This is a genomic window from Actinoplanes sp. G11-F43, from assembly GCF_050589265.1.
Classification (GTDB): Bacteria; Actinomycetota; Actinomycetes; order Mycobacteriales; family Micromonosporaceae; genus Actinoplanes.
In genome coordinates, this window is the sequence record NZ_JBNZCE010000024.1 from 131,443 (window position 1) to 151,945 (window position 20,503).

General features: G+C 72.1%; 17 protein-coding genes. 15 read left to right on the plus strand and 2 right to left on the minus strand.

Annotated elements, in window-relative coordinates:
* The first annotated feature begins 85 nt into the window (after positions 1-85).
* The 7 genes from ACQ0O7_RS27700 (at position 86) to helR (ending at position 7,669) form a co-directional block, all read left to right on the plus strand.
* Entirely contained in the window at positions 86-1,456 is a 1,371-nt protein-coding gene (locus ACQ0O7_RS27700) for a (Fe-S)-binding protein (RefSeq protein WP_430785868.1), read from the plus strand.
* 503 nt (positions 1,457-1,959) lie between these two features.
* Positions 1,960-3,069: a cellulose binding domain-containing protein gene (locus tag ACQ0O7_RS27705; protein WP_430785870.1), complete on the plus strand. Its 1,110-nt coding sequence runs from the start codon at positions 1,960-1,962 to the stop codon at positions 3,067-3,069.
* Between the two features lie 81 nt (positions 3,070-3,150).
* Positions 3,151-3,582 carry a DUF1801 domain-containing protein gene (locus ACQ0O7_RS27710; protein ID WP_430785872.1) on the plus strand — a complete coding sequence of 144 codons (432 nt, stop codon included), beginning with the start codon at positions 3,151-3,153 and terminating at the stop codon, positions 3,580-3,582.
* 27 nt (positions 3,583-3,609) lie between these two features.
* Positions 3,610-3,897, plus strand: a complete 288-nt coding sequence (locus ACQ0O7_RS27715; protein WP_430785874.1) for a hypothetical protein — start codon at positions 3,610-3,612, stop codon at positions 3,895-3,897.
* Positions 3,890-4,369 (plus strand): SsrA-binding protein SmpB, encoded by a 480-nt coding sequence (gene smpB / locus ACQ0O7_RS27720; RefSeq protein ID WP_430785876.1) that lies wholly within the window; start codon positions 3,890-3,892, stop codon positions 4,367-4,369. Before ACQ0O7_RS27715 ends, smpB begins: the two co-directional genes overlap by 8 nt.
* 18 nt (positions 4,370-4,387) lie before the next feature.
* Entirely contained in the window at positions 4,388-5,389 is a 1,002-nt protein-coding gene (locus tag ACQ0O7_RS27725) for an LLM class flavin-dependent oxidoreductase (protein WP_430785878.1), read from the plus strand.
* Positions 5,390-5,569: 180 nt separating this feature from the next.
* Positions 5,570-7,669: an RNA polymerase recycling motor ATPase HelR gene (gene helR / locus ACQ0O7_RS27730; RefSeq protein ID WP_430785880.1), complete on the plus strand. Its 2,100-nt coding sequence runs from the start codon at positions 5,570-5,572 to the stop codon at positions 7,667-7,669.
* 80 nt (positions 7,670-7,749) lie between these two features.
* Here helR and ACQ0O7_RS27735 read toward each other — a convergent pair whose 3' ends face one another.
* Positions 7,750-8,883 carry a sugar ABC transporter substrate-binding protein gene (locus tag ACQ0O7_RS27735; RefSeq protein WP_430785882.1) on the minus strand — a complete coding sequence of 378 codons (1,134 nt, stop codon included), beginning with the start codon at positions 8,881-8,883 and terminating at the stop codon, positions 7,750-7,752.
* 187 nt (positions 8,884-9,070) lie between these two features.
* Positions 9,071-10,498 (minus strand): NAD-dependent succinate-semialdehyde dehydrogenase, encoded by a 1,428-nt coding sequence (locus ACQ0O7_RS27740; RefSeq protein WP_430785884.1) that lies wholly within the window; start codon positions 10,496-10,498, stop codon positions 9,071-9,073.
* A 75-nt stretch (positions 10,499-10,573) separates the two neighbouring features.
* Between ACQ0O7_RS27740 and ACQ0O7_RS27745 the strand changes: the two genes are divergently transcribed.
* From ACQ0O7_RS27745 to ACQ0O7_RS27780, 8 genes are all read left to right on the plus strand, one after another.
* Positions 10,574-11,380, plus strand: a complete 807-nt coding sequence (locus tag ACQ0O7_RS27745; RefSeq protein WP_430785886.1) for a hypothetical protein — start codon at positions 10,574-10,576, stop codon at positions 11,378-11,380.
* 61 nt (positions 11,381-11,441) lie between these two features.
* Positions 11,442-11,597: a hypothetical protein gene (locus ACQ0O7_RS27750; protein ID WP_430785888.1), complete on the plus strand. Its 156-nt coding sequence runs from the start codon at positions 11,442-11,444 to the stop codon at positions 11,595-11,597.
* A gap of 112 nt (positions 11,598-11,709) precedes the next feature.
* On the plus strand, positions 11,710-14,757 hold the full coding sequence (locus tag ACQ0O7_RS27755; RefSeq protein ID WP_430785890.1) for an FtsW/RodA/SpoVE family cell cycle protein: 3,048 nt from the start codon (positions 11,710-11,712) through the stop codon (positions 14,755-14,757).
* A complete protein-coding gene (locus ACQ0O7_RS27760; protein WP_430785892.1) occupies positions 14,757-15,449 on the plus strand; it encodes a hypothetical protein in 693 nt (230 codons plus the stop codon). The genes ACQ0O7_RS27755 and ACQ0O7_RS27760 overlap by 1 nt, the downstream gene beginning before the upstream one ends.
* A complete protein-coding gene (locus ACQ0O7_RS27765; RefSeq protein ID WP_430785894.1) occupies positions 15,439-16,860 on the plus strand; it encodes a hypothetical protein in 1,422 nt (473 codons plus the stop codon). Before ACQ0O7_RS27760 ends, ACQ0O7_RS27765 begins: the two co-directional genes overlap by 11 nt.
* 3 nt (positions 16,861-16,863) lie before the next feature.
* Positions 16,864-17,136 carry a hypothetical protein gene (locus ACQ0O7_RS27770; RefSeq protein WP_430785896.1) on the plus strand — a complete coding sequence of 91 codons (273 nt, stop codon included), beginning with the start codon at positions 16,864-16,866 and terminating at the stop codon, positions 17,134-17,136.
* Entirely contained in the window at positions 17,133-18,896 is a 1,764-nt protein-coding gene (locus ACQ0O7_RS27775; RefSeq protein WP_430785898.1) for a hypothetical protein, read from the plus strand. The genes ACQ0O7_RS27770 and ACQ0O7_RS27775 overlap by 4 nt, the downstream gene beginning before the upstream one ends.
* The gene (locus ACQ0O7_RS27780; protein ID WP_430785900.1) at positions 18,893-20,500 is read left to right on the plus strand and encodes a hypothetical protein; all 1,608 of its coding nucleotides are present in this window, start codon (positions 18,893-18,895) and stop codon (positions 20,498-20,500) included. The genes ACQ0O7_RS27775 and ACQ0O7_RS27780 overlap by 4 nt, the downstream gene beginning before the upstream one ends.
* The last annotated feature ends 3 nt before the right edge of the window (positions 20,501-20,503 follow it).

Below are 20,503 nucleotides of genomic sequence, written 5' to 3' on the forward strand. Positions count from 1 at the left end.
TGGCGCGATCCCCTCCGGCGCTCAACACACTGCCGGGGGCGGCGCGATCCCCAACGGCGATCAACACACTGCCGGGGGCGACGGGATGCCCGTCGACGCGACCCGGGGCACCGGTGCCGCGCCGACTGACGTGCTGCGGGCCGCGGAGAGCGGGAGCGTCTCCGCCTTCGACCGGCACCATCCGCCGAGTGCCGAGCTGGTGTCCGATTGTGTTCACTGTGGGTTCTGCCTGACCACCTGCCCGACGTATGTGCTGTGGGGTGAGGAGATGGACTCACCCCGCGGGCGGATCCACCTGATCGGGCAGGGGCTGTCCGGGGAGCCGCTCTCCGATTCGATGGTCGGGCACTTCGATCGGTGTCTCGGGTGCATGGCCTGTGTGACGGCCTGCCCCTCCGGGGTGCGGTACGACCTGCTGATCGAGGACACCCGGGCGCAAGTGGAGCGCCGGCACGTCCGGCCGGTACGGGAGCGGGCGCTGCGGGCGGCGATCTTCGCGCTCTTCCCCTACCCGCGGAGGTTGCGGCTGTTGCGGGGGCCTCTGCTGGCGTACCAGAGGTCGGGTCTGCGGAAGCTCGTCGACCGCACCGGTCTGCGCGAACGACTCGCGCCGACCCTCGCCACCCTGGAATCGCTCGCGCCCCGGCTACGTCCGGTGCCGGACCCGCCGAGGCGTGTCCCGGCGCGCGGGCCACGTCGCGCCGTCGTGGGGATGCTGACCGGTTGTGTTCAGTCGGCGTTCTTTCCGGCCGTCAACTCCGCGACGATCCGGATCCTCGCCGCCGAAGGGTGCGAGGTGCTGATCCCACCCGGTCAGGGCTGCTGCGGCGCACTCAGTGTGCACAACGGGCGGCGGGCGGAGGCGCAACGGTTCGCGCGGCGTTTGATCGACGTGTTCGAGCGGACCGGCATGGACTACTTCGTGGTGAACGCGGCCGGGTGCGGGTCGTCACTGAAGGAGTACGGGCAGTTGCTCGCCGACGATCCACGGTATGCCGCGCGGGCCGCCGAGTTCACCGCCAAGGTTCGTGACCTGGCCGAACTCCTCGTCGAGCTGGGCCCGGTGGCGCGCCGTCATCCGCTGCCGATGTCGGTGGCCTACCACGACGCCTGTCATCTGGGGCACGCGCAGGGTGTCCGGGAGCAACCGCGGGCCCTGCTGCAGGGGATTCCCGGGCTGGAGGTGCGCCGGATCGCCGAACCCGAGATCTGCTGCGGTTCGGCCGGGGTGTGGAACGTTCTGAACCCGGTCCCGGCCGCCGAACTGGGCGACCGCAAGGCCCGAGCAGTGCTGGCCACCGGGGCGGAACTCCTGGTCACCGCGAACCCGGGCTGCATGATGCAGGTGGCGGCCGCCGTTCGCCGGCAGGGCGCCACGATCGGCCTGGCGCACACCGCCCAGGTCCTCGACGCCTCGATCCGCAACCTGGGCACGGACGCCCTCCTGCCCCGGTGATCGGCACCACCGAGCGGTGAACCCGCCAACCGGTGTGGAGCAGCAACGGGTGAGGCAGAACGCACGCGGACGTGGGCGGAACGCGGACGCGGGCGGAACGCGGACGCGGGCGGAACGCGGACGCGGGCGGAACGCGGACGCGGGCGGAACGCGGACGCGGGCGGAACGCGGACGCGGGCGTGGGCGGAACGCGGGGAGCCGGGCCCCGTAGCGCCCGGTCCCCCCGCGCTCTCCCGGCCGGCGACCGCCGAGTGAGGTCGTGGCGCCCCCGCGCTGATCGACCTCACCCTCCACCGCGGCCGCCCGGCCCGCGCGGCACCCATCCCATCGCGCCGCACGTCTCACCCAGCACCTCACCCGGCGCGGCGGCGACAGGCCCGGCGGCGTCAGAACGCCGGACGGGATAACCGTTCTCCAATCCCACATCGATGTGCGTTAATTGGGAGCGCTCCCAGCGTGCGCCGTCCCCGCACGCCCGTCAAGCACATCCCCGGAGGCATCCCGTGCAAAGACGTAAATGGGCCGTCCTCGCCCTCACCACAACCCTGCTCACCGGCGCCGCCATCGCGGCCGCCACCAGTGCGAACGCTGCCGCCGGCTGTTCGGTCAAGTACACCGTGGCCAGTCAGTGGCCGGGCGGCTTCGGCGCGACGGTCGACGTCACCAACCTCGGCGATCCGCTGACCGGCTGGTCGCTGATGTTCACGTTCCCGGCCGGGCAGACCATCACCCAGCTGTGGAGCGGCTCGGTCACCCAGTCCGGCTCCGCCGTCACCGTCCGCAACGCCGCCTGGAACGGCTCGGTGGCCACCAACGGCACCGCCTCGTTCGGCTTCAACGGATCCTGGACCGGCAGCAACCCCGCGCCGTCGTCGTTCGCCCTGAACGGAGTGACCTGCACCGGCGGCACCACACCGAGCAACCCGCCCAGCAACCCGCCGAGCACGCCTCCGAGCAACCCGCCGAGCACCCCGCCCAGCACGCCTCCGAGCACCCCGCCCGGCGACGCACCCACCAAGATCATGCCGCTCGGCGATTCGATCACCGGCTCCCCCGGCTGCTGGCGCGCCCTGCTGTGGCAGCAGCTCCCGGCCACCGAGGTCGACTTCGTCGGCACGCTGCCCGGCGACGGATGCGGATTCCCGTACGACAGCCAGCACGAGGGGCACGGCGGCTACCTGGCCACCAATGTGGCCAGCCAGAACCTGCTCCCCGGCTGGCTGAGCGCGAGCGACCCCGACGTCGTGTTGATGCACTTCGGCACCAATGACGCGTGGAGCAACCTGTCGACGTCGACGATTCTCAACGCGTACACCACGCTGGTCGGTCAGATGCGCGCCGCCAACCCGAACATGAAGATCATCGTTGCGAAGATCATCCCGCTCAACCCGTCGACGTGTACGGACTGCGGTCAGCGGGTGGTCAACCTGAACGCCGCGATCCCGGCCTGGGCCTCGTCGCTGTCGACGGCCGCGTCCCCGATCACCGTCGTCGACCAGTGGACCGGCTTCAACACCGCGACGGACACCTACGACGGCGTCCACCCGAACGACGCCGGCAACGTGAAGATCGCCGCCCGCTGGCTGCCCGCCGTCCAGGCCGCCATCGCCTGAGCCACGGCCCGGTGCGGTGGGGCGGCGGACACCCGCCGCGCCGGGCCCCCGCGATGACGGAAACGGGCTTACCCTGGCCTGATGGCGGAGCCGAAGACCACCCGCAACCCGCAGAGTGTCGCCGCATTCCTCGCCGATGTCGCGGACCCGAAGCGACGAGCCGACGCCGAGGCCGCGGTGGCACTGATCGCCGGCGCGACAGCGGCCGAACCCACCATGTGGGGCACGTCCATCGTCGGTTTCGGCGCCTACCACTACAAATACGCCTCCGGCCGCGAGGGTGACTGGCCCGCGATCGGCCTCTCCCCGCGCAAACAGGCGCTGACCCTCTATCTGGCGACCGACTTCGACGGCCGGGCGGACCTGCTGTCCCGCCTGGGCCCGCACTCCACCGGCAAATCCTGTCTCTATCTGAAGCAACTCGCCGACGTCGATCAGGATGTCCTGAAAGACCTGATCGTTCGCGGTTTTCGGCATCTGGACGGGCAGACGATCGTCTCGGGGGAGCAATAGGCCGAATCGGACGGCATAATCGTCGGGGTGAACAACTGGGAGTACGCGCGACTGGAATACCGCGCGGCGGGCACGCTCGGATCGGACCGTTTCATGGACTGGACGGCGACGTTCAATCATCCGGGCGGGGTGCTGCGCTGGGGGACCGACGAACGATTCGACGACCTGCGGCATCTGAACCGGGCGGGCGCGGCCGGCTGGCAGGCGTACGACCGGGCCGTCATCCACGTCAAGGACGAGCCGCACCGGCTGAGCGCGGTGACGTATTCGATGCGCCGCCCGGTTCCGTCCGATCTGACCGATCCGCATGCCTAGGGAGACCGGGGTCAAGCTGGTCGCCTCGAACAAGAAGGCGCGGCACGACTACGCGATTCTGAAGACGTACGAGGCGGGCCTGGTGCTGGCCGGCACCGAGGTGAAATCGCTGCGGCTGGGGCGGGCGTCGCTGGTCGACACGTTCGCCCAGGAGCACGAGGGCGAGATCATGCTGTACGGGCTGCACATCGCGGAGTACGGCTTCGGTTCGTGGACCAATCACGCCCCTCGGCGTACCCGGAAACTGCTGTTGCACAAGGTCGAGATCGTCAAGATCCTGAACCAGCTGAGCGAGGGTTCCGGGCTCACCCTGGTGCCACTGTCGCTGTACTTCAAGGATGGCTGGGCGAAGGTCGAGCTGGGCCTGGCACGCGGCCTCAAATCGTACGATAAAAGGCAGGTCCTGGCCGAAAGGGACGCCAAGAAGGAGATTGCCAGGGAGATGGGCCGACGCCTGAAAGGCCGCCGATAAGGCCGGTAGGATCTTCGGGTGGAATTCGGTCTGGATACTTTCGGCGACGTCAACGGAAAACCCTACGCGCAGGTCATCCGGGATGTGGTCGAGCAAGGGGTGCTCGCCGACGAGGTCGGTCTCGACTTCTTCGGTGTCGGTGAGCACCACCGCGACGATTATGCGATCTCGTCCCCGGAGATCGTCCTCGCGGCGATCGCCGCGCGGACCGAGCGGATCAAGGTGGGCACGGCGGTCACGGTTCTGAGTTCCGATGATCCGGTCCGGGTGTACGAGCGGTTCGCCACCCTCGACGCGGTGGCGAGGGGCCGTGCCGAGATCATCCTCGGGCGGGGCTCGTTCACCGAGTCGTTCCCGCTGTTCGGTTTTGATCTGGGCGACTACGAGCGGCTGTTCGCGGAGAAGCTGGATCTGATGTCCGAGCTGCTCAGCGAGGGCCCGGTGTCGTGGGAGGGGTCGATCCGCCCGGCGCTGCGCGATCAGCACGTCTATCCCAAGACCGAGTCCGGATCGATCCGGACCTGGATCGGCGTCGGTGGCAGCCCGGAGTCGGTGGTCCGCGCCGCCCAGTACGGTCTGCCCCTGGTCCTGGCGATCATCGGGGGCGCTCCGGCCCGGTTCGAACCGTACGTGGAGCTGTATCACCGCGCGCTGAAGGAGCTGGAGCAGGAGTCGCAGCCGGTGGCGGTGCACTGCCCGGGGTTCGTGGCCGAGACCGATCAGGAGGCGATCGACATCCTGTGGCCGCACGCCCGCCGCAACCTGGACCGGATCGGCCGTGAGCGCGGCTGGCCGCCGGCCACCCGGGACCGGTTCGAGGCGGATGTGGCCGAGGGCGCGTGGCATGTCGGCTCCCCGGAGACGGTGGCGCGGAAGATCGCCGCGACGATCAAAGCGCTGGGCATCGACCGGTTCGACATGAAGTACGCGCACGGCCCGCTCCCTCACGAGCACCTGATGACGTGCATCCGCCTCTACGGCGAGCAGGTGGTCCCCCGGGTCCGCGAGCTGCTGGCCTGACCGGGCTGAAAGGCGAAGCCTGACCAAGGTGGACAAAAAAGTCGGGGTGGGCACAAAAAATGCGGAGAGAACATCTCTCCGCCACTTCTAAGCTATAGCACAGAGGGGGTCTTGCGGCAAGACCCCGTACCCGGCGCAGAATCGCATCCCGTAACGCCCATCCGGGGAAACGGGGATGCCTTGAACCTGCCCACCACCAGTGTGTTCACTCTGCCGGAACGGCTTTCCAGCAAAGCCGTTCCGGCCATGACCAGCGCGGACGAGAAGCATTTCGCCGACATCGCGGAAAGCCTCGGGCGGTCGATCGCCGAATTGGACGAGAGGCTCGGCGCCGAGCAGAGGGCGCCCGCCGGGAAAGGGCGCCAGGCCGTCGACCGGGACGACGCGGTCCGGCGGATGAGCGCCCGCCTGCGCGCGCTGCGCCGGTTCAGCCTGGACCTGTGCCTCGGGCGGATGGTCTTCACGAACGGCGAGACGGTGTACGTGGGACGGCTCGGCCTGACCGGCGGCGAGGGCGGGCGGCTGCTGGTGGACTGGCGCTCACCGGCCGCCGAGCCGTTCTTCGGCGCCACCCACGCCAACCCGATGGGGCTGGTCAGCCGGCGGCGGTACCGGTGGGCGGACGGCCGGATCACCGACTACTGGGACGAGGTGTTCACCGCCGACGGCATGCGGGGCCACACCGCGCTCGACGACCAGTCGGCGTTCATCGCGAGCCTGGGTGCCAGCCGGTCGCCGCGGATGCGGGACGTGCTCGGCACCATCCAGGCAGATCAGGACGCGATCGTCCGGGCCGGGTCGCCGGGCGCGCTGGTGGTCGACGGCGGCCCGGGCACCGGCAAGACCGTGGTGGCCCTGCACCGCACCGCCTATCTGCGGTATTCCGACCCGCGCCTGAAGCGGGTGCTCTTCGTCGGCCCGCACGAGCCCTACCTGGCCTATGTCGCCGACGTGCTGCCGAACCTGGGCGAGGACGACGTGCGGACGTGCACGCTCCGGGATCTGGTCGCCGAGGGCGCGGTCGCGGTGCCGGAGACCGATCCGGAGGTGGCCCGGCTGAAGTCGTCGGCACGGCTGGTGGCGTCGATGGAGGCGGCGGTGCGGTTCTACCAGGAGCCGCCCACCACGTCGATGACCGTCAGCACCGGCGAGGCGGACGTCCGGCTGACTCCGGCGGACTGGGCGGAGGCGTTCGGCGCGCCGGATCCGGGAACCCCGCACAACGACGCCCGGGAGCAGGTGTGGGCCGAACTGCTGGAGATCCTGGCGGCGAAGAGCGAGACCGCGGCGGAGGGTGGGGCCGGTGCCGCCGAGCTGGGCCGTGACCGGCAGCTGCGGGCGGCGTTCGGGCGGGCCTGGCCGCTGCTGGAGGCCGCCGACCTGGTCGCCGACCTCTGGTCGGTGCCGGCCTATCTGCGCCGGTGCGCGCCCTGGCTGAGCCCCGGCGAGATCCGCGCCCTGCAGCGCGCCGACCCCCGGGCGTGGACCGACGCGGACCTGCCGTTGCTCGACGCGGTCCGGCGGTGGTGCGGCGATCCGGCGGCGGTCCGGGATCGGCACCGCCGGGCGATCGCCGCCGGCCGGCGGCGCGCCGGCATGGACCGGGTGGTCGACGACCTGATCGCGTCGAACGAGTACGACGACGGTGAGGGCCTGATGTCGATGCTCCGGCAGCAGGATCTGCGCGAGGTGCTGGACGACGACGAGGCCGGTGAGGCCGGCGACGCGGAGAAGACCTTCGACCACGTGGTGGTGGACGAGGCGCAGGAGCTGACCGACGCCGAGTGGCGGATGCTGCTGGCCCGGTGCCCGTCCGGGAGCCTGACGATCGTCGGTGACCGGGCGCAGGCCCGGCACGGCTTCACCGGGACGTGGACGGAGCGGCTGGAGCGGGCCGGCGTCGAGCGGATCCGGATGGCGTCACTGACGGTGAACTACCGGACGCCCGCCGAGGTGATGGCCGAGGCCGAGCCGGTGATCCGGGCGGTGCTGCCGGACGCCAACGTGCCCACCTCGATCCGCAGCAGCGGCATCCCGGTGCACCACGGGCCGATCGCTGAACTGGACTCGATCCTGGACGGCCATGTCGACGGCACGATCTGTGTCATCGATGCAGATCGACGTCAGGAGCGGCCGGGTGTACGGGTGTCGACCCCCGTACTGGCGAAGGGTCTGGAATTTGATCTCGTCGTGTTGATCGACCCACACGAGTGGAACGCGGTCGATCGATATGTGGCGATGACCCGGGCGACGCGCCGTCTGGTCGTCCTGACGTCGTGAACGCGAACCGGCCGGCTCCGGGCCGCGACGAAGCGGACCGGAGCCGGCCGGTTCGGTGGACCGACGACGCCGGGTGGCGATTACTTGATGCCGGCCTGGGTGCAGTACTTGCGGTACTCGGCGGTGCACAGCTCCTGCTGGTCCACGTACTTCGCGTCGACGATCGACTTGATGTTCTTCCGGTTGATCGCCTTCGGCTCCAGCTTGACGAACGGGATGTACAGGCCGGACTCCGGGTCCTTCAGCTTGTCGGTGACCTTGGTCGCCTTGTCGTCCTTCTTGTACAGGCCGATCGCCAGGGCCGCCGCGGCCTCCGCCTCGGCCTTGGTGTCCTTGTAGACCGTCATGCACTGGTCGCCGGTGAGGATGTTCTGCAGGCCCTTGACGGTGGCGTCCTGGCCGGTGACCGGGACGTCGCCGTTGCGGCCCTTCTCCTTGAGCACCTCGATGGCCGCGTTACCGAGACCGTCGTTGGCGGCCAGCACCCCGTCGATCTTCGGGAACTGCTTGACCATCAGCGCGAAGATCTCCCGCGCGTTGTCCTCGTCCCAGCCGGGCACGAACTGGTCCGGGCCCTTGAGGGCGTCGGCGTTGTCGTATCGGGCGTTGAGGACCTCGTCGTAGCCCTCCTTGAACAGGTAGGCGTTGTTGTCCGACGGCGAGCCGTTGAGCTCGGCGATGACCGGGTTCTTGACCTTCTTCTGGTTCAGGCAGCTGAGCAGGCCCTGGGCCTGGAGCTGACCGACCTTCTTGTTGTCGAAGCTGACGTAGTAGTCGGCGGCGCCGTTCAGGGTCAGCCGGTCGTAGTCGATCACCTTGACGTCGCGGGAGTGCGCGTCGTCGATGACCGCCTTGGCGCTGGCCGCGTCCAGGTTGGCGATGATCAGCACCTTGAAGCCCTTGTCCAGGGCGGTCTTGGCGATCCGCTTGAACTCCTCCGGGTCACCCTCCGCATTGAACATCTGGTTCGGGACGCCGGCCTTGTCGAACGCCGCCTGGAAGTACTTCGGGTCGTCGTCCTTCCACCGGGAGGAGCTGGTGGTGTCCGGGAAGATGACGGCGACACCGTCGGTTCCGGTCACTTTCTCACTTCCGCCACTCGTGGTAGCCGCGTCACTACCAGTGGCTCCGTCGCTGCTCCCGCCATCACAAGCCGTGAGCGTTACCGACGTCAGGAGGCCGGCGGCGACCAGGGCGAGCAAAGACTTGCGCATGGAGTTGAATGTCCTCTCAGGGGTTCCCGAGCTGCGTGGAGCGCTGAACGGTCCGCCAAGTATCAACCAGCGCGACACGGCCACAGCATCGGGTGGGGGCTGAAGCACAAGATTATTCACTTTCGCCGTGTTGCTGCCAATACACACTGTCAGTGACCGAGTCGTAGCAGAAGTCCCAAACCGGGACCTACCAATTCACGGCGATGTATTTCGACTCCAGGTATTCCAGCAGGCCCTCGTGTCCGCCCTCCCGGCCGATGCCGCTCTGCTTCACCCCGCCGAACGGGGCCGCCGGATCGCTGACCAGGCCCCGGTTCAGGCCCACCATGCCGGCCTCGATCGCCTCACCGACCCGCAGACCCCGGGCCAAGTCTCCGGTGTAGACGTACGCCACCAGGCCGTACTCGGTGTCGTTGGCCAGGCGCACCGCCTCCGCCTCGCCGGTGAACGTGACGATCGGCGCGACCGGACCGAAGATCTCCTCGCGCAGGATCGGCGCGTCCGCGGGCACCCCGGTCAGCACGGTCGGCGGGTAGTAGAAGCCCGGCCCGTCCGGCCGCGAACCGCCGGTGACCGCCTCCGCCCCACCCTCCAGGGCCCCCTTGACCAGGCTGTCCACCTTGGCCACGGTGTCCTCGTTGACCAGCGGGCCGACCTGGGTGCGCTCCTCGGTGCCGGGCCCGACCACGAGCGCCGCCATCCGCCGGGCCAGCTCGGCGGCGAACTCCGCGGCCACCGGCTCCTCGACGAAGAACCGGTTCGCGGCGGTGCACGCCTCGCCGCCGTTGCGCATCTTCGCGATCATCGCGCCGTCCACCGCCGCCTCCACGTCGGCGTCGGCGAACACCACGAACGGCGCGTTGCCGCCGAGTTCCATCGACGTGTTGACCACGTTCTCGGCGGCCTGGGCGAGCAGGATCCGGCCGACCTCGGTGGAGCCGGTGAACGACAGCTTGCGGACCCGCGGATCGCGCAGCATGGCCGAGACCACCTTGCCGGAACTCCGCGACGGCAGCACGTTGACCACCCCGTCCGGGACACCGGCCTCGGCCAGGATCGCGGCCATCGCCAGGGCGGTCAGCGGGGTGTCGCTGGCCGGTTTGAGGATCACCGTGCAGCCGGCGGCCAGGGCCGGGCCGATCTTGCGGGTGGCCATCGCGGCCGGGAAGTTCCACGGTGTCACCAGCACGCACACACCGACCGGCTGGCGCACCACCAGGATCCGGTTGGCGCCGGACGGGGCGGTGCCGACGGTGCCCTCGGCCCGGACCGCCTCCTCGGCGAACCAGCGGAAGAACTCGGCGGCGTACGTCACCTCGCCCTTGGCGTCGGTCAGCGCCTTGCCGTTCTCCAGGCTGATCAGCTTCGCCAGTTCCGCGGAGCGCTCGGTCATCAGCTCGAACGCCTTGCGCAGCACCTCGGACCGGACCCGTGCCGGGGTGGCCGCCCAGTCCGGCCCGGCCGCGGCGGCCGCGTCGACGGCGGCCCTCGCGTCCGCCTCACCGCCGTCGGCGACCGAGGCGACGGTGTCACCGGTCGCCGGGTCGAGCACGTCGAACCTCTCACCCGACGAGGCCGCGGACCATTTTCCGGCGATGAACAGATCGGTGTTCACAACAGCTCCTCACGTTCGCCCACGAATCTCGCCCCAGCATTCCCCGATCACCGCCGCCCTGCCAGAATTCCGCGCGTGTTCGAGAATCTTGACGCCATCGACTGGGCGGCGCTGCGGCACGCCTACGGATCGGCCGGGGATGTGCCCGAAAGCCTGCGCGACACCGTCGCCGCCGATCCGGAGACCCGCCGGGCCGCCTGGGCCGATCTCGGCGGCTCGATCATCCACCAGGGCAGCCGCTACTCCGCCACCGCGGCGGCCGTGCCGTTCCTGCTGGAGATCGCCGCGGACCCGGCCGTCCCGCAGCGGGAGAACGCGCTCTGGTTCCTGATGGTCGCGGCGACCGGCGACATCGAACGGCTGGACGAGCCGTTCGAGTCGCACCCGGCCGACTGGCCACCGCAGGCGGAGACGGACGAGAGCGCCGCGTACGAGGCGGTGGCCGCCGGCATCCCGCTCTTCGCCGAACTGGCCCGGACCGTGGAGCCGGGGGTGGGGGCCGATTTCAGCATCGCGGTCCCGGCCGTACGGCTGCTGTCGGTCTTCCCCGGGCATGCCCCGACCTGCGCGCCCGCCCTGCACCGCGCCGCAGCCTCGGACGAGATCCTGCCGTTCGCCGCCGCGGAGGCCCTGCTCGGCCTGGGTGTGCTGGTGCCACCGGGCACCGCCGAGCACGACGACCTGCTGGCCCGGCGGCTCGGCGACCCGGACGGTGATCTCCGGCTGGCCGCGGCGGTCACCGCGGTCCGTCTCGGTCGCACCGCGTTACGGGACCGGGCCGAGCCGATCCTGCGGGAGTGGGCCAATCACGAGGGACCGGAGGAGCCGCCGTGGTCCGGTGAGCGGGAGGAACTGGCCGCCGCGGCACTCGAGAAGCTGTAGATCTGCTGCGTATGGGCGGTCGGCAGGTGTCAATCGTGGCCCCGCTGGGCACACTGGAGGTATGGCTTCCATCACGCAGCGCATCCAGGCCTTCCTGCACAGTCCCCGTGGCCGCCAGCTCGCCGAGCAGGGTCGCCGCCAACTCGCCAAGCCGGAGAACCAGCAGCGGATCAAGGGCCTGCTGGCCCGCCTCCAGGGGCGTGGTCACCGGCGCTGAGAAAGCGACTGACAATCGCATTAAAGAATAGCGATCCCCGGGAGAGTTAACCGGGATTGCCCGAGCCCACCGCCTGGGATATGCATATACCGGCCGTCGCGATTCGACGGAGGTGTCGGCAATTCTCAAGGACTTTCTCATCGGGCCGGCGCATGACGGGATCTGCGTTCTCCTCGGTCTGGGCTGGGCGGGTGTCGCCGCTTTTCGATTCCTGCTCCGGCAGCGGATCCTGGTGGACGGCCCGCGCAGCCCGGCCGGCCTGGCCATGGTGGCACCGCACGTCCTGATCGCGCTGCCGTTCCTGCTGGCCGGCGGGGCCTACACGGTGTGGGTGCCGCCGATCCCGGTGATCGTGGTGACGCTGGTCTGGCTGGCGTTCCGGTGGCTGCGCGATCCGGTGGCCACCCCCGGCGGCTGGCCGGTGCGCGGCCCGGTGCTGGCCGTGCTGATCACCGCGTCGGTGCTTGTCGAACTGGGTGCGCTGCTGGCCGTCCGGCTGGTGGTGGTGCCCGATCCACGCACCCCGGTCGGCGCGGCGCTGACCGGGGAGACCTGGTCGGCGGCCTGGCCGGCCCTGATCCAGCCGCTGGCCGGCATCGTGATCGCCGCGGTGCTGCTGCGCCGCCGGCGGGACCGGTGGGACTGGCGGGCCGCGCTGCGCCGCACACCCCGCCCCCGGGACACCGCTCTGGCCCTGGTCGCCGTCGCGGTCCCGTTCCTGCTGCCACTGCCGTTCGCCGACGGCGGGCCGGCGCTGACCGCCGGGCCGGTGGCCACCCCGGAATACGGCAAGCTGATCCTCTGCGCGGTGCTGGCCTGGGTGGTGTCCCACCACAGCGTCCGGTTCCAGGGCGGCCGCCTCTCCGAAGGGCTCGCCGACGTGCGCCGGGCGGCCTCGACGGCGAACGCCGCCCGCGCCCTCTACCGCAACTACCGGTTCCTGATCCTGCCGCTGGCGGTCTTCACGGTGGCCGCGGTCGCCAGCGGCCTGCGGCGCGACTTCGGCACCATCGTCCCGGCCGCCCTGGCCACCATCGGGGTGACCTGGTTCGCGACCCGGCACAATCTGGACCGGGGCCGGCTGGCCGGCGAGGGCGCCCGGCGCGGCGCCCAGCTGACCGCCGCCTACCGGATGTTCGCGGTCGCGGCGGTGCTCTTCATCGCGGCCGCGACCACCCTGCTCACCACCGACTACGTGGGCGAACGGGGCCGGGTCTGGAACGACCCGTGGCGGTTCCGCTGGGACGCGCCGTGCGCGGTGGTGGACGCCCCACCGCAGGTGGACAGTGCCGTCCCGGAGCACCGGGTGGCCTGCCTGCGGTCGCTGACCGCCGACACCGAGAGCGAACGGTCGCAGATCGCCCGGGCCATCGCGGCGACCGCCGACGGCGGGCTGTGGGGGCGCGGCGTGCGCGACCGGGTGTCGGCGGCGGTGCCGGCCGGGGCCACCGACTTCGTGCTCGCGGTGATCTGGAACAAACTGGGCGGGCTGGTGGTGATCGCTTCCGGTCTGCTGCTGGCGCTGCTGAGCGCCGCCCTGGTCCGCGCCGCGGCCACCGCCGGGCCGTCGGTGCCGATGCTGTTCGCCGCCGGGCTGGGCGCGACGCTGACCGGCCAGTTCCTGTTCGTGCTGGCGGCGACCGCGAACGTGGTCCCGCACACCGGCATCCCGGCGCCCCTGCTGTCGCGTGGCGGTCAGTCCACTCTCGCCATCTGCATCGGCATCGCCCTGGTGCTCGCCACGTCCCGGCCGGAAGAACACGATCAGAAGACGACACCCGCGCCGGTACGCGTGATCACCGGCACCGTGCTGGCCGCCTTCCCGGTCATCGTGGTCGTGGTGCTCACCCTGATCCCGTACGCCGCACCCCGGCTCGCCGACCGGCGGCTGCCCACCGTCTACGCCCAGCACCGGCCACTGTGCCCGGCCCGTACCGCGGATCTGAAAGGTCTGGAATCTCCGCCGCCCGACCCGGCGGCCTGCTCCACCGACCTGATCACCCTGGCCCGCACCCGTCTCGCCGTGTCGCTGGGCGCCGGCCGCCTGGTGCTGGACCGGCAGAGCGGCGACTGGGAGGACGACGGCGACCTGTCCGGCCTGCGCGCCGGCCATCTCGGCGCGCTGCTGGGCGTGTCCGGGGCGCTGCGGGCCACCTATCCGTGGGTGATGCAGGCCGGCGCCGGCGGCGGGCTGCGGGAACGGCTCACCCCCGCGCCGTACGACCGGATCGACGCCGAGATCGTCCTCACCCTGGAACCGCGGCGGCAGCGGGTGGCCGCCGAGGCGCTGACCGGGCTGCCGGCCGCGGCGGCGTTCGTCGCCCTCGACACCACCACCGGCCGGATCCTGGTCAGCGCGTCGGCCACCCCCGGCCCGGACGGCGGCGGGGAGGTGCCGGACACGGCGAAGCGACGGTTCGACGACCGCCACCGGGGCTGGGTGCGCCCGGACCCGGCCGGACGGGTGGACGACTCGGCGCCCGACCCGGACTGCCGCCGTCGTTCACCGTCCCGCGCCGACCAGGACGGTTGCGTGCGGTGGTCGTACGTGGAACCGGGCGGTGCCGGCTCGGTGGACGGGGTGCTCGGGCGGAGTTACCCGTACGGCGGCGCCCTGGATCCGGTCCGGGACGCGGTGCCCGCCGAGGACCTCGCCCGGCAGGCCGCCCGCCTGGGCCTGCGCACCGGCGGCTGCACCGGCCCGGACCAGTGGATGGCCGGCCGGCTGGACGCGACGGTCTCCTCCTGCCTGCCCGATCCGGCCCGGCCGGGCACCGCGCACGGCACCCCGCTGACCCTCGCGGTGATCGCCGGCGCGGTCGCCAACGGTGGCGCGGCGGTCCACCCGCGCCTGGTCGAACGGGTCACCTACCCGGCCACCGGGGTGTCGGTGACCGGCCCGCCCCGCCCGCCGGCCGCCGCGTTCCCGGCCGCCACCGCCGAACGCCTGAAAGCCTCCCGTTACCCGGACGCCGGTGGCCTGCGCCTGCTCACCGCGGAGGTCGCCGCCGACGGGGGCACCTACCTCTGGGCCTGCGGTTTCACCGGCGGCGGGCGGACCGCGTTCGCGGTGGTCACGCACTCCCCCGACCCGGCCCTGGCCCGGGCCTCCGCCGGACTGCTGCCCGGCGTCATCCGCACCACGATCGGAGACCGGTGATGAACGAGCGCACGGTGCGCGACGCCTTCCGTGAGGCCGTCGTGCGCCACTGCAACGCGGCCAACGCGGGCGGCACGTGGACGCCGGAGACCGTCCTCGGCGTCACGGTGACCACGGTGGAGGCGCTGTCCGCGGCGACCCAGGAGTGGATCTACGAGCTGACCCGCGACCACGCCCGGCAGATGCTGGCCGCCACCCGCGACCCGGTGCTCGCCTTCCCCGAGGACGGCACGCTGCCGCCGCCCGGCCACCGGTTCACCTTCCGGGCCGAGTCCCGGGGCGCGCCCCGCCGGCCGCGCGGGCGGCCCGCGCCGCCCGGCCCGGTCGCCCTGCTGACCCTGCGCTACGACCCCGGGTTCGTCTGGCCGTGCCGGATCGGCGCCGCCGAGGACTGGCTGGCCCTCGGCCGGTGGACCGACGACGCGGCCGAGCGGGCCGTCGCCATGCGGCTGCCCGCCTACGCCACCTGGCTGCCGCGCGGGCCGCTGCTGCTGGTGCACAACCGGGACCGGCGGTTCGCGTTCGGCCGGTCCGGATTCCGGCCGCAGTACGAGATCCGGGTCGACGGGGTGCCCCTGCGGGCCGGCGGCTCGGTCCCGGCCCACGAGCGGGGCTCCATCGAATACGCCCGGGACGGCTCGTCCACCCGGCTCACCTACAGCGTCGGCTGGGAGGGCCGCCATGACCGATGACGACATCCGTCTGCCCATCGACCTGACCGGCCCGCAGGGACACGCGCTGCTGCGGGCCGACCCACCCGGCCCGCAGGAGCCGAAGGAGGTCGCCTTCGAGGTGCCGCCGGTCAACGGCGACGGCGCCGCCGACCACCTGATCCGGGTCGGCACCCGGGTCGTGTTCACCGACGCGGTCAACGAGGTGGCCGGCTGGCGGCACTGGCACGTCAAGGTCTACAAGTGCGACAGCCTCGGCGACGCCCGCGCCCTCTGCCAGCACCTGCACCGGCAGGCCACCGCGCTGCAGCGGGTCAACAACTTCCTGCCCGGACAGCGCGGCCGGGTGCTGGAGCCGCCGTGGGCGGTGGTCCCGGTCCAGGTGGTGCGCGGCGACGGACAACCCGAGGAGGTGGCCGGCGCCCTCAAGACCCAGCTCGGCCGGCCGGACGATCCGGTGGTCACCCGGGTGCACCGGCACCTGCGGTCCTGGCTCGGCGACGACACCCTGCCGGAATGTGTGCTGCTGGCCGCCTCGCCACGGGCCGACCCGCTCGACTGGTACGGCACCACGCTGGACGAACCGCACCCGGCCACCGAACGGCTGCGGTACTTCACCACCCTGGCCGCCGGCCTCGATCTGCTGCACCGGCAGGGCTGGGCGCACTGCGACATCAAACCGGACAACGTGTGCCGCTACACCTCCGGGCGGCGCAGCGAATACGTGCTGATCGACACCGACGCGGCCACCGGCACCACCCCGCCGCCGACCATCGCCGTGCTGCGCACCTCGCCGGCGTACCGCTACCGGGAACTGCGCCGGCATCCGGAGGACGAACCGGTCCGGGCCGGGCACCTGTACGCCCAGGACCGGTTCGGCCTGATGCTGGTGGTGCTGTGCGCGCTGGCCGGGCGGGACTGGGTGGAACAGGTGGCGCTCGCGGTGGACCCCACCGACCCGGACCGCGGGCGGATCGCCGACGACGACCGGCGGATGGCCGAAGCGCTCACCGCGCACTGGCAGGACCCGCGCTGGCAGCCGCTGATCCGGGCGATCGCCGAACCGTTCGGCCCCGGCCCGGCCGGCGCGCTGGCCCTGGAACGGTCCGAGCCGTGGGCGGTCGGCTGGCTGGCCCGGCTGACCGAGGCGGAGGCCCGGTGCGCCACCGGGGAACCCGGCCGGGCACCGGCCGGCGACCGGGTCACCACCGCGCCGCCGGTCGCGGTCCGGGCCGTCGAACGGGTCCGCCGGGAGACCCGCGCCCACCCGGCCGGGCGCCCCCAGCTGGTGCGCCGGGCCTACCAGGTGGTCGACGAGGTGGCCAACGACCTGGCCGCCCGGCAGGCCCGGACGGCCGTCTGGCTGTGGGGCGGCGGGCTGACCGGCGCCGGGCTGCTGCTGGCGTTGAACGCGTTCGTGATGGGGAGATGATCGGTGATCTGGGACGACGTACTGCGGCACCGCGTCGAGGTCAGGTGCGGTGATCCCGGTGACGTCTTCGGGCCGTACGGCTACCGGTTCGGCAAGTGGCTGGACACCGAACCGGACGCCGAACCGGACCCCGACGTGCAGCAGGTGCGGTCCGCGGTGGCCGGCTACCTGGCCGGGGCGGTCCACGAGGGCCGGCTGGTCGGCACCGCCGTCGGGGTGACCGCCGGGCTGGCCGGGGCGGTGCTGGTGTTCCTGCTCGTCTGGGCGGTGTCGTGAGCCCGCGCGCCCGCCCGGCCGACGACCTGACCCGGCGGCTCGGCATGGTGTGCCCGGTGTGCGGGGCCTCGCTCGGGCTCGACGAACCGGAACGCGACCGGGAGAACGACCGGTTCGTCCGGCCGCCGTCGTTCCGGCTCGAGGTGGGCGCCGCCGAAGCCGACAGCCGGCAGCCGTGGCGGGTCACCATGCTGGCCGGCCACTACCCGCCGGCCGAGTCGACCGAGCCGCTGTTCAACCCGTACGACATCGAATTCGTGTATCTGCTCTGCGGGGACGGGCACGTGTTCGCCGACGAGACGCCGGCGTTCCGCTCCGGGCCGCTGCGCGACGGCGACACCCGGCAGCGGGTCGACGAGTTCAACATGGTCGCCGCGGTCGGATCGCCGGCCAGCGGGAAGACGTACCTGCTGATCCGGATGTTGAGCCAGAGCCTGGACATCCTCACCCACATCGATGACGACGACGACCGGGGCCGGATCCGGCTGCGCGAACTCAGCCCGCTCGAAGCGCTGCCCACCGAGAAACGGGTCGACGACTTCAACGAGACCCGGGACAACAACACCGCCATCACCCCGACCGGGACCGAGCGGGCGGCATACCCGTACGGCATCCTCGAAGAGCAGTTCCGGGAGGCTCTGGAAGCGATCCAGGCGCTGATCGAGCGCACCGTCCTGGACGGCCGGCGGCGGGCCGAGAACTGGGGCCGCGGCTTCCGGCAGCCGCTGGTGGTACGCACCGACAGCGAGGACCGCCGCACCTGGACCGGGGTGGCCGACCTGCCCGGCGAACTGTTCGTGACCAACGCGGTCAACCGGCGCGAGGCCGGCAAACTCAGCGGCTTCGATGCCCTGGTCTGGGTGGTCGACCCGGCGGTCGCCCCCGGCACCGGCCAGTGGATGACCCTCGACCCCGGCCAGCTCGACGGCAGCCTGCGGCCGGGCACCTCCGGGCAGGCCGGGCCACTGGTGGTGCAGCGCAACCGGGCCCGGATCCAGGACGCCATCGGTAACCGGATCACCCTGGTCGACGGCCCGTTCGCCCGCGACGAGGGCCGGGCCCTGCAGATGCTCGTCGCGATCAGCAAATGCGACCTGATCCACGCGGCCCTGCGCAAACCCGACCGGCACCTGGCCGACCTGGGCCGGCCCGGCCAGGTGCAGCGTGGCGTGGAACGCTACCTGTCGTTCGCCCTGAACCGGTGGATCAAAGGGCTGGCCGGCGCCGACCGGGAGACCGAGCTGCTCTTCGGCTACCTGCGCGGGGCCACCAGCGCGGCCCCGGCCGGCCGGCTCCAGCGGATCGCGCAGATCGCCCGCGGCCTGCTCGACCACTACTCGAACGAGGCCGAGTTCTGGCACCTGCTGCACTCCGGCGAGCGGGGCGAGGTGATCGCCGAGGCCGGTGGCGACGCCGAACTGCGGCACATCATCCGGGTGCCCGATCTCGACGAACACCTCGACTCGGCCCGCCAGCCCGGCAGCGCCCGCGCCTTCCTGATCCGCGACGTGGTGATGTCCGCGATCGGCTGCGGCATCGGATACGCCCTCAACCTGGAGAAGGCCCTGCTCAAGATGCAGCGGGAACCCTGGATCGAACTGCGGTTCTTCCTCTGCTCCCCGCTGACCACGGTGCCGATCGCGGTGGACGGCCTGCACATCCGGCCGCTGGACCCGGGCGCCGAGTTCCCCGACGTCGACGAACGCGGCGCCGGGCTCACCCAGCTCCTGCTGGCCTTGTTGGAGAGGGCACGCCGATGACGGACGAGATGGTCGTCGTCCAGTGGACCGACGCGGACGGTCTCGGGTTCAGCCGCAAGGGCCAGGGCGGCGCCGAATACTGGACCGCCGCCGAACGACTCCTCAACACCGACCTGGCCCAGCCGCCCGGACCCATCCTGGACACCGGCGGCCACCCGGTGTGGACCCTGCGGCACGTGCCGGTCGGACGGCGTACCACCTGGTGTTTCGTGGTTCAGGGACGGCGCGGCGAAGCCGGGCTCGGGGTGGCCGGGACGTGCCGCTTCGCGTTCGCGCCGGACGGCATGGACGCGGCCGGCGCCTGGCGGTCCGGGATCACCGCGACCGGGATGACCGCCGTCGCCCACGGCGTGCCGGCCCGGGAGATCAGCGCCCGGGTCCGGGAGGTGCTGCGCGCCCTCGACAGCCGGTACGAGCGGATCGCCATCGACCTGGAACCGGCCGGGGCCGCGGCGGTGATCGCCGGTGTGCTCGGCTCGGTACCGGAGGCCGAGGCGCGGGCCCGCTCCTGGTCGACCTGCACGCTGCTGCTGGCGCCCGGCCGGGCCCGGCAGCCGGCCGTCTCGGGGGCGTGGCCGGAACAGTTCCGGGCCTGGGCACCACAGTTGGCCGCCACGGTGGCCGCCTCGTTCGACACCCCGTCGACTGTCCCCACCGACTACGAACCCGAACCCGTCGCGCCCCCGGTGGCCGAACCCACGCCCGTCCCCGACGACCCGGCCGACCTCGTCGTGGCCGAATGGGATCAGCACCGGGCGGTCACCGACCGGATCCGCGCCGCGTTCGCCGCCGACCCCGACCCGCTGATGCTGCTGGCCGACGTGTGCCCGCGGCTGACCGCCCGGATCCCCCCGCGCGTGTTCGCCGACCTGCTCCGGCTCGCCGGCCTGCCGCGCCGGCTGCGCACCGGCGGAACCGCCGCGGTGGAGTCGGTCGCCGAGTCGCTGGTGCGGACCGGGCGGGAGCGGGACGGCGAGGCGGTGGCCGAGGACTGGCTGCGCGAGGTCACCCGGATCGTCGGGCCGGGCACCCGTACCGGCGCCTGTGTGTACACCGGGGGCCGGCGGGCGCTCGACACCCCACCGGCCCCCGCCGGTCCGCCCGCCGCTTCTCCCGCCGGTCCGCCCGCCGCCTCTCTTGCCGGTCCTCCTGCCGGTCCTTCCGCCGGTCCTCCTGCCGGTCCTCCCGCCGAGGACGACACCAGCCTGCCCAAGATGCTGAAACTGTCCGGGCTGGTGCTGGTCGCCACCACCCTCGTCGTCACCCTGCCGATCATGGTGGTGGCCCGGGTCTCCGGGGATCAGCCCGACCCGGCCGCCTTCCACACCACGGCCCCCGATCTGGTCCACGTCATCGACCTGCCGGCCACCCCGGCCGGGCCGGCCGCCGACGAGCTGGCGGTCCGGCGGGAACTGGAGGAACGCCGCATCGTCACGGTCACCGTGCTGGCCGAGATCGATCAGGGCGAGCGGGGCCGGCTCCTGCAGGCCAGGATGGCCGCCCTGGTCCCCCCCGGCACCGAGATCCGCCGGATCCAGGGCGTCGACACGGCCCAGCCGGCCGTCAAGGGCCACATCCAGGTGATCGTGGTCTACGCCGGCTGACAC

Coding starts and splice junctions, on each gene's coding strand:
- ACQ0O7_RS27780 (WP_430785900.1), top strand. CDS start 18,893: ATGACGGACGAGATGGTCGTCGTCCAGTGGACCGACGCGGACGGTCTC.
- ACQ0O7_RS27710 (WP_430785872.1), top strand. CDS start 3,151: ATGGCGGAGCCGAAGACCACCCGCAACCCGCAGAGTGTCGCCGCATTC.
- ACQ0O7_RS27760 (WP_430785892.1), top strand. CDS start 14,757: ATGAACGAGCGCACGGTGCGCGACGCCTTCCGTGAGGCCGTCGTGCGC.
- ACQ0O7_RS27750 (WP_430785888.1), top strand. CDS start 11,442: ATGGCTTCCATCACGCAGCGCATCCAGGCCTTCCTGCACAGTCCCCGT.
- ACQ0O7_RS27765 (WP_430785894.1), top strand. CDS start 15,439: ATGACCGATGACGACATCCGTCTGCCCATCGACCTGACCGGCCCGCAG.
- ACQ0O7_RS27735 (WP_430785882.1), bottom strand. CDS start 8,883: ATGCGCAAGTCTTTGCTCGCCCTGGTCGCCGCCGGCCTCCTGACGTCG.
- smpB (WP_430785876.1), top strand. CDS start 3,890: ATGCCTAGGGAGACCGGGGTCAAGCTGGTCGCCTCGAACAAGAAGGCG.
- ACQ0O7_RS27700 (WP_430785868.1), top strand. CDS start 86: ATGCCCGTCGACGCGACCCGGGGCACCGGTGCCGCGCCGACTGACGTG.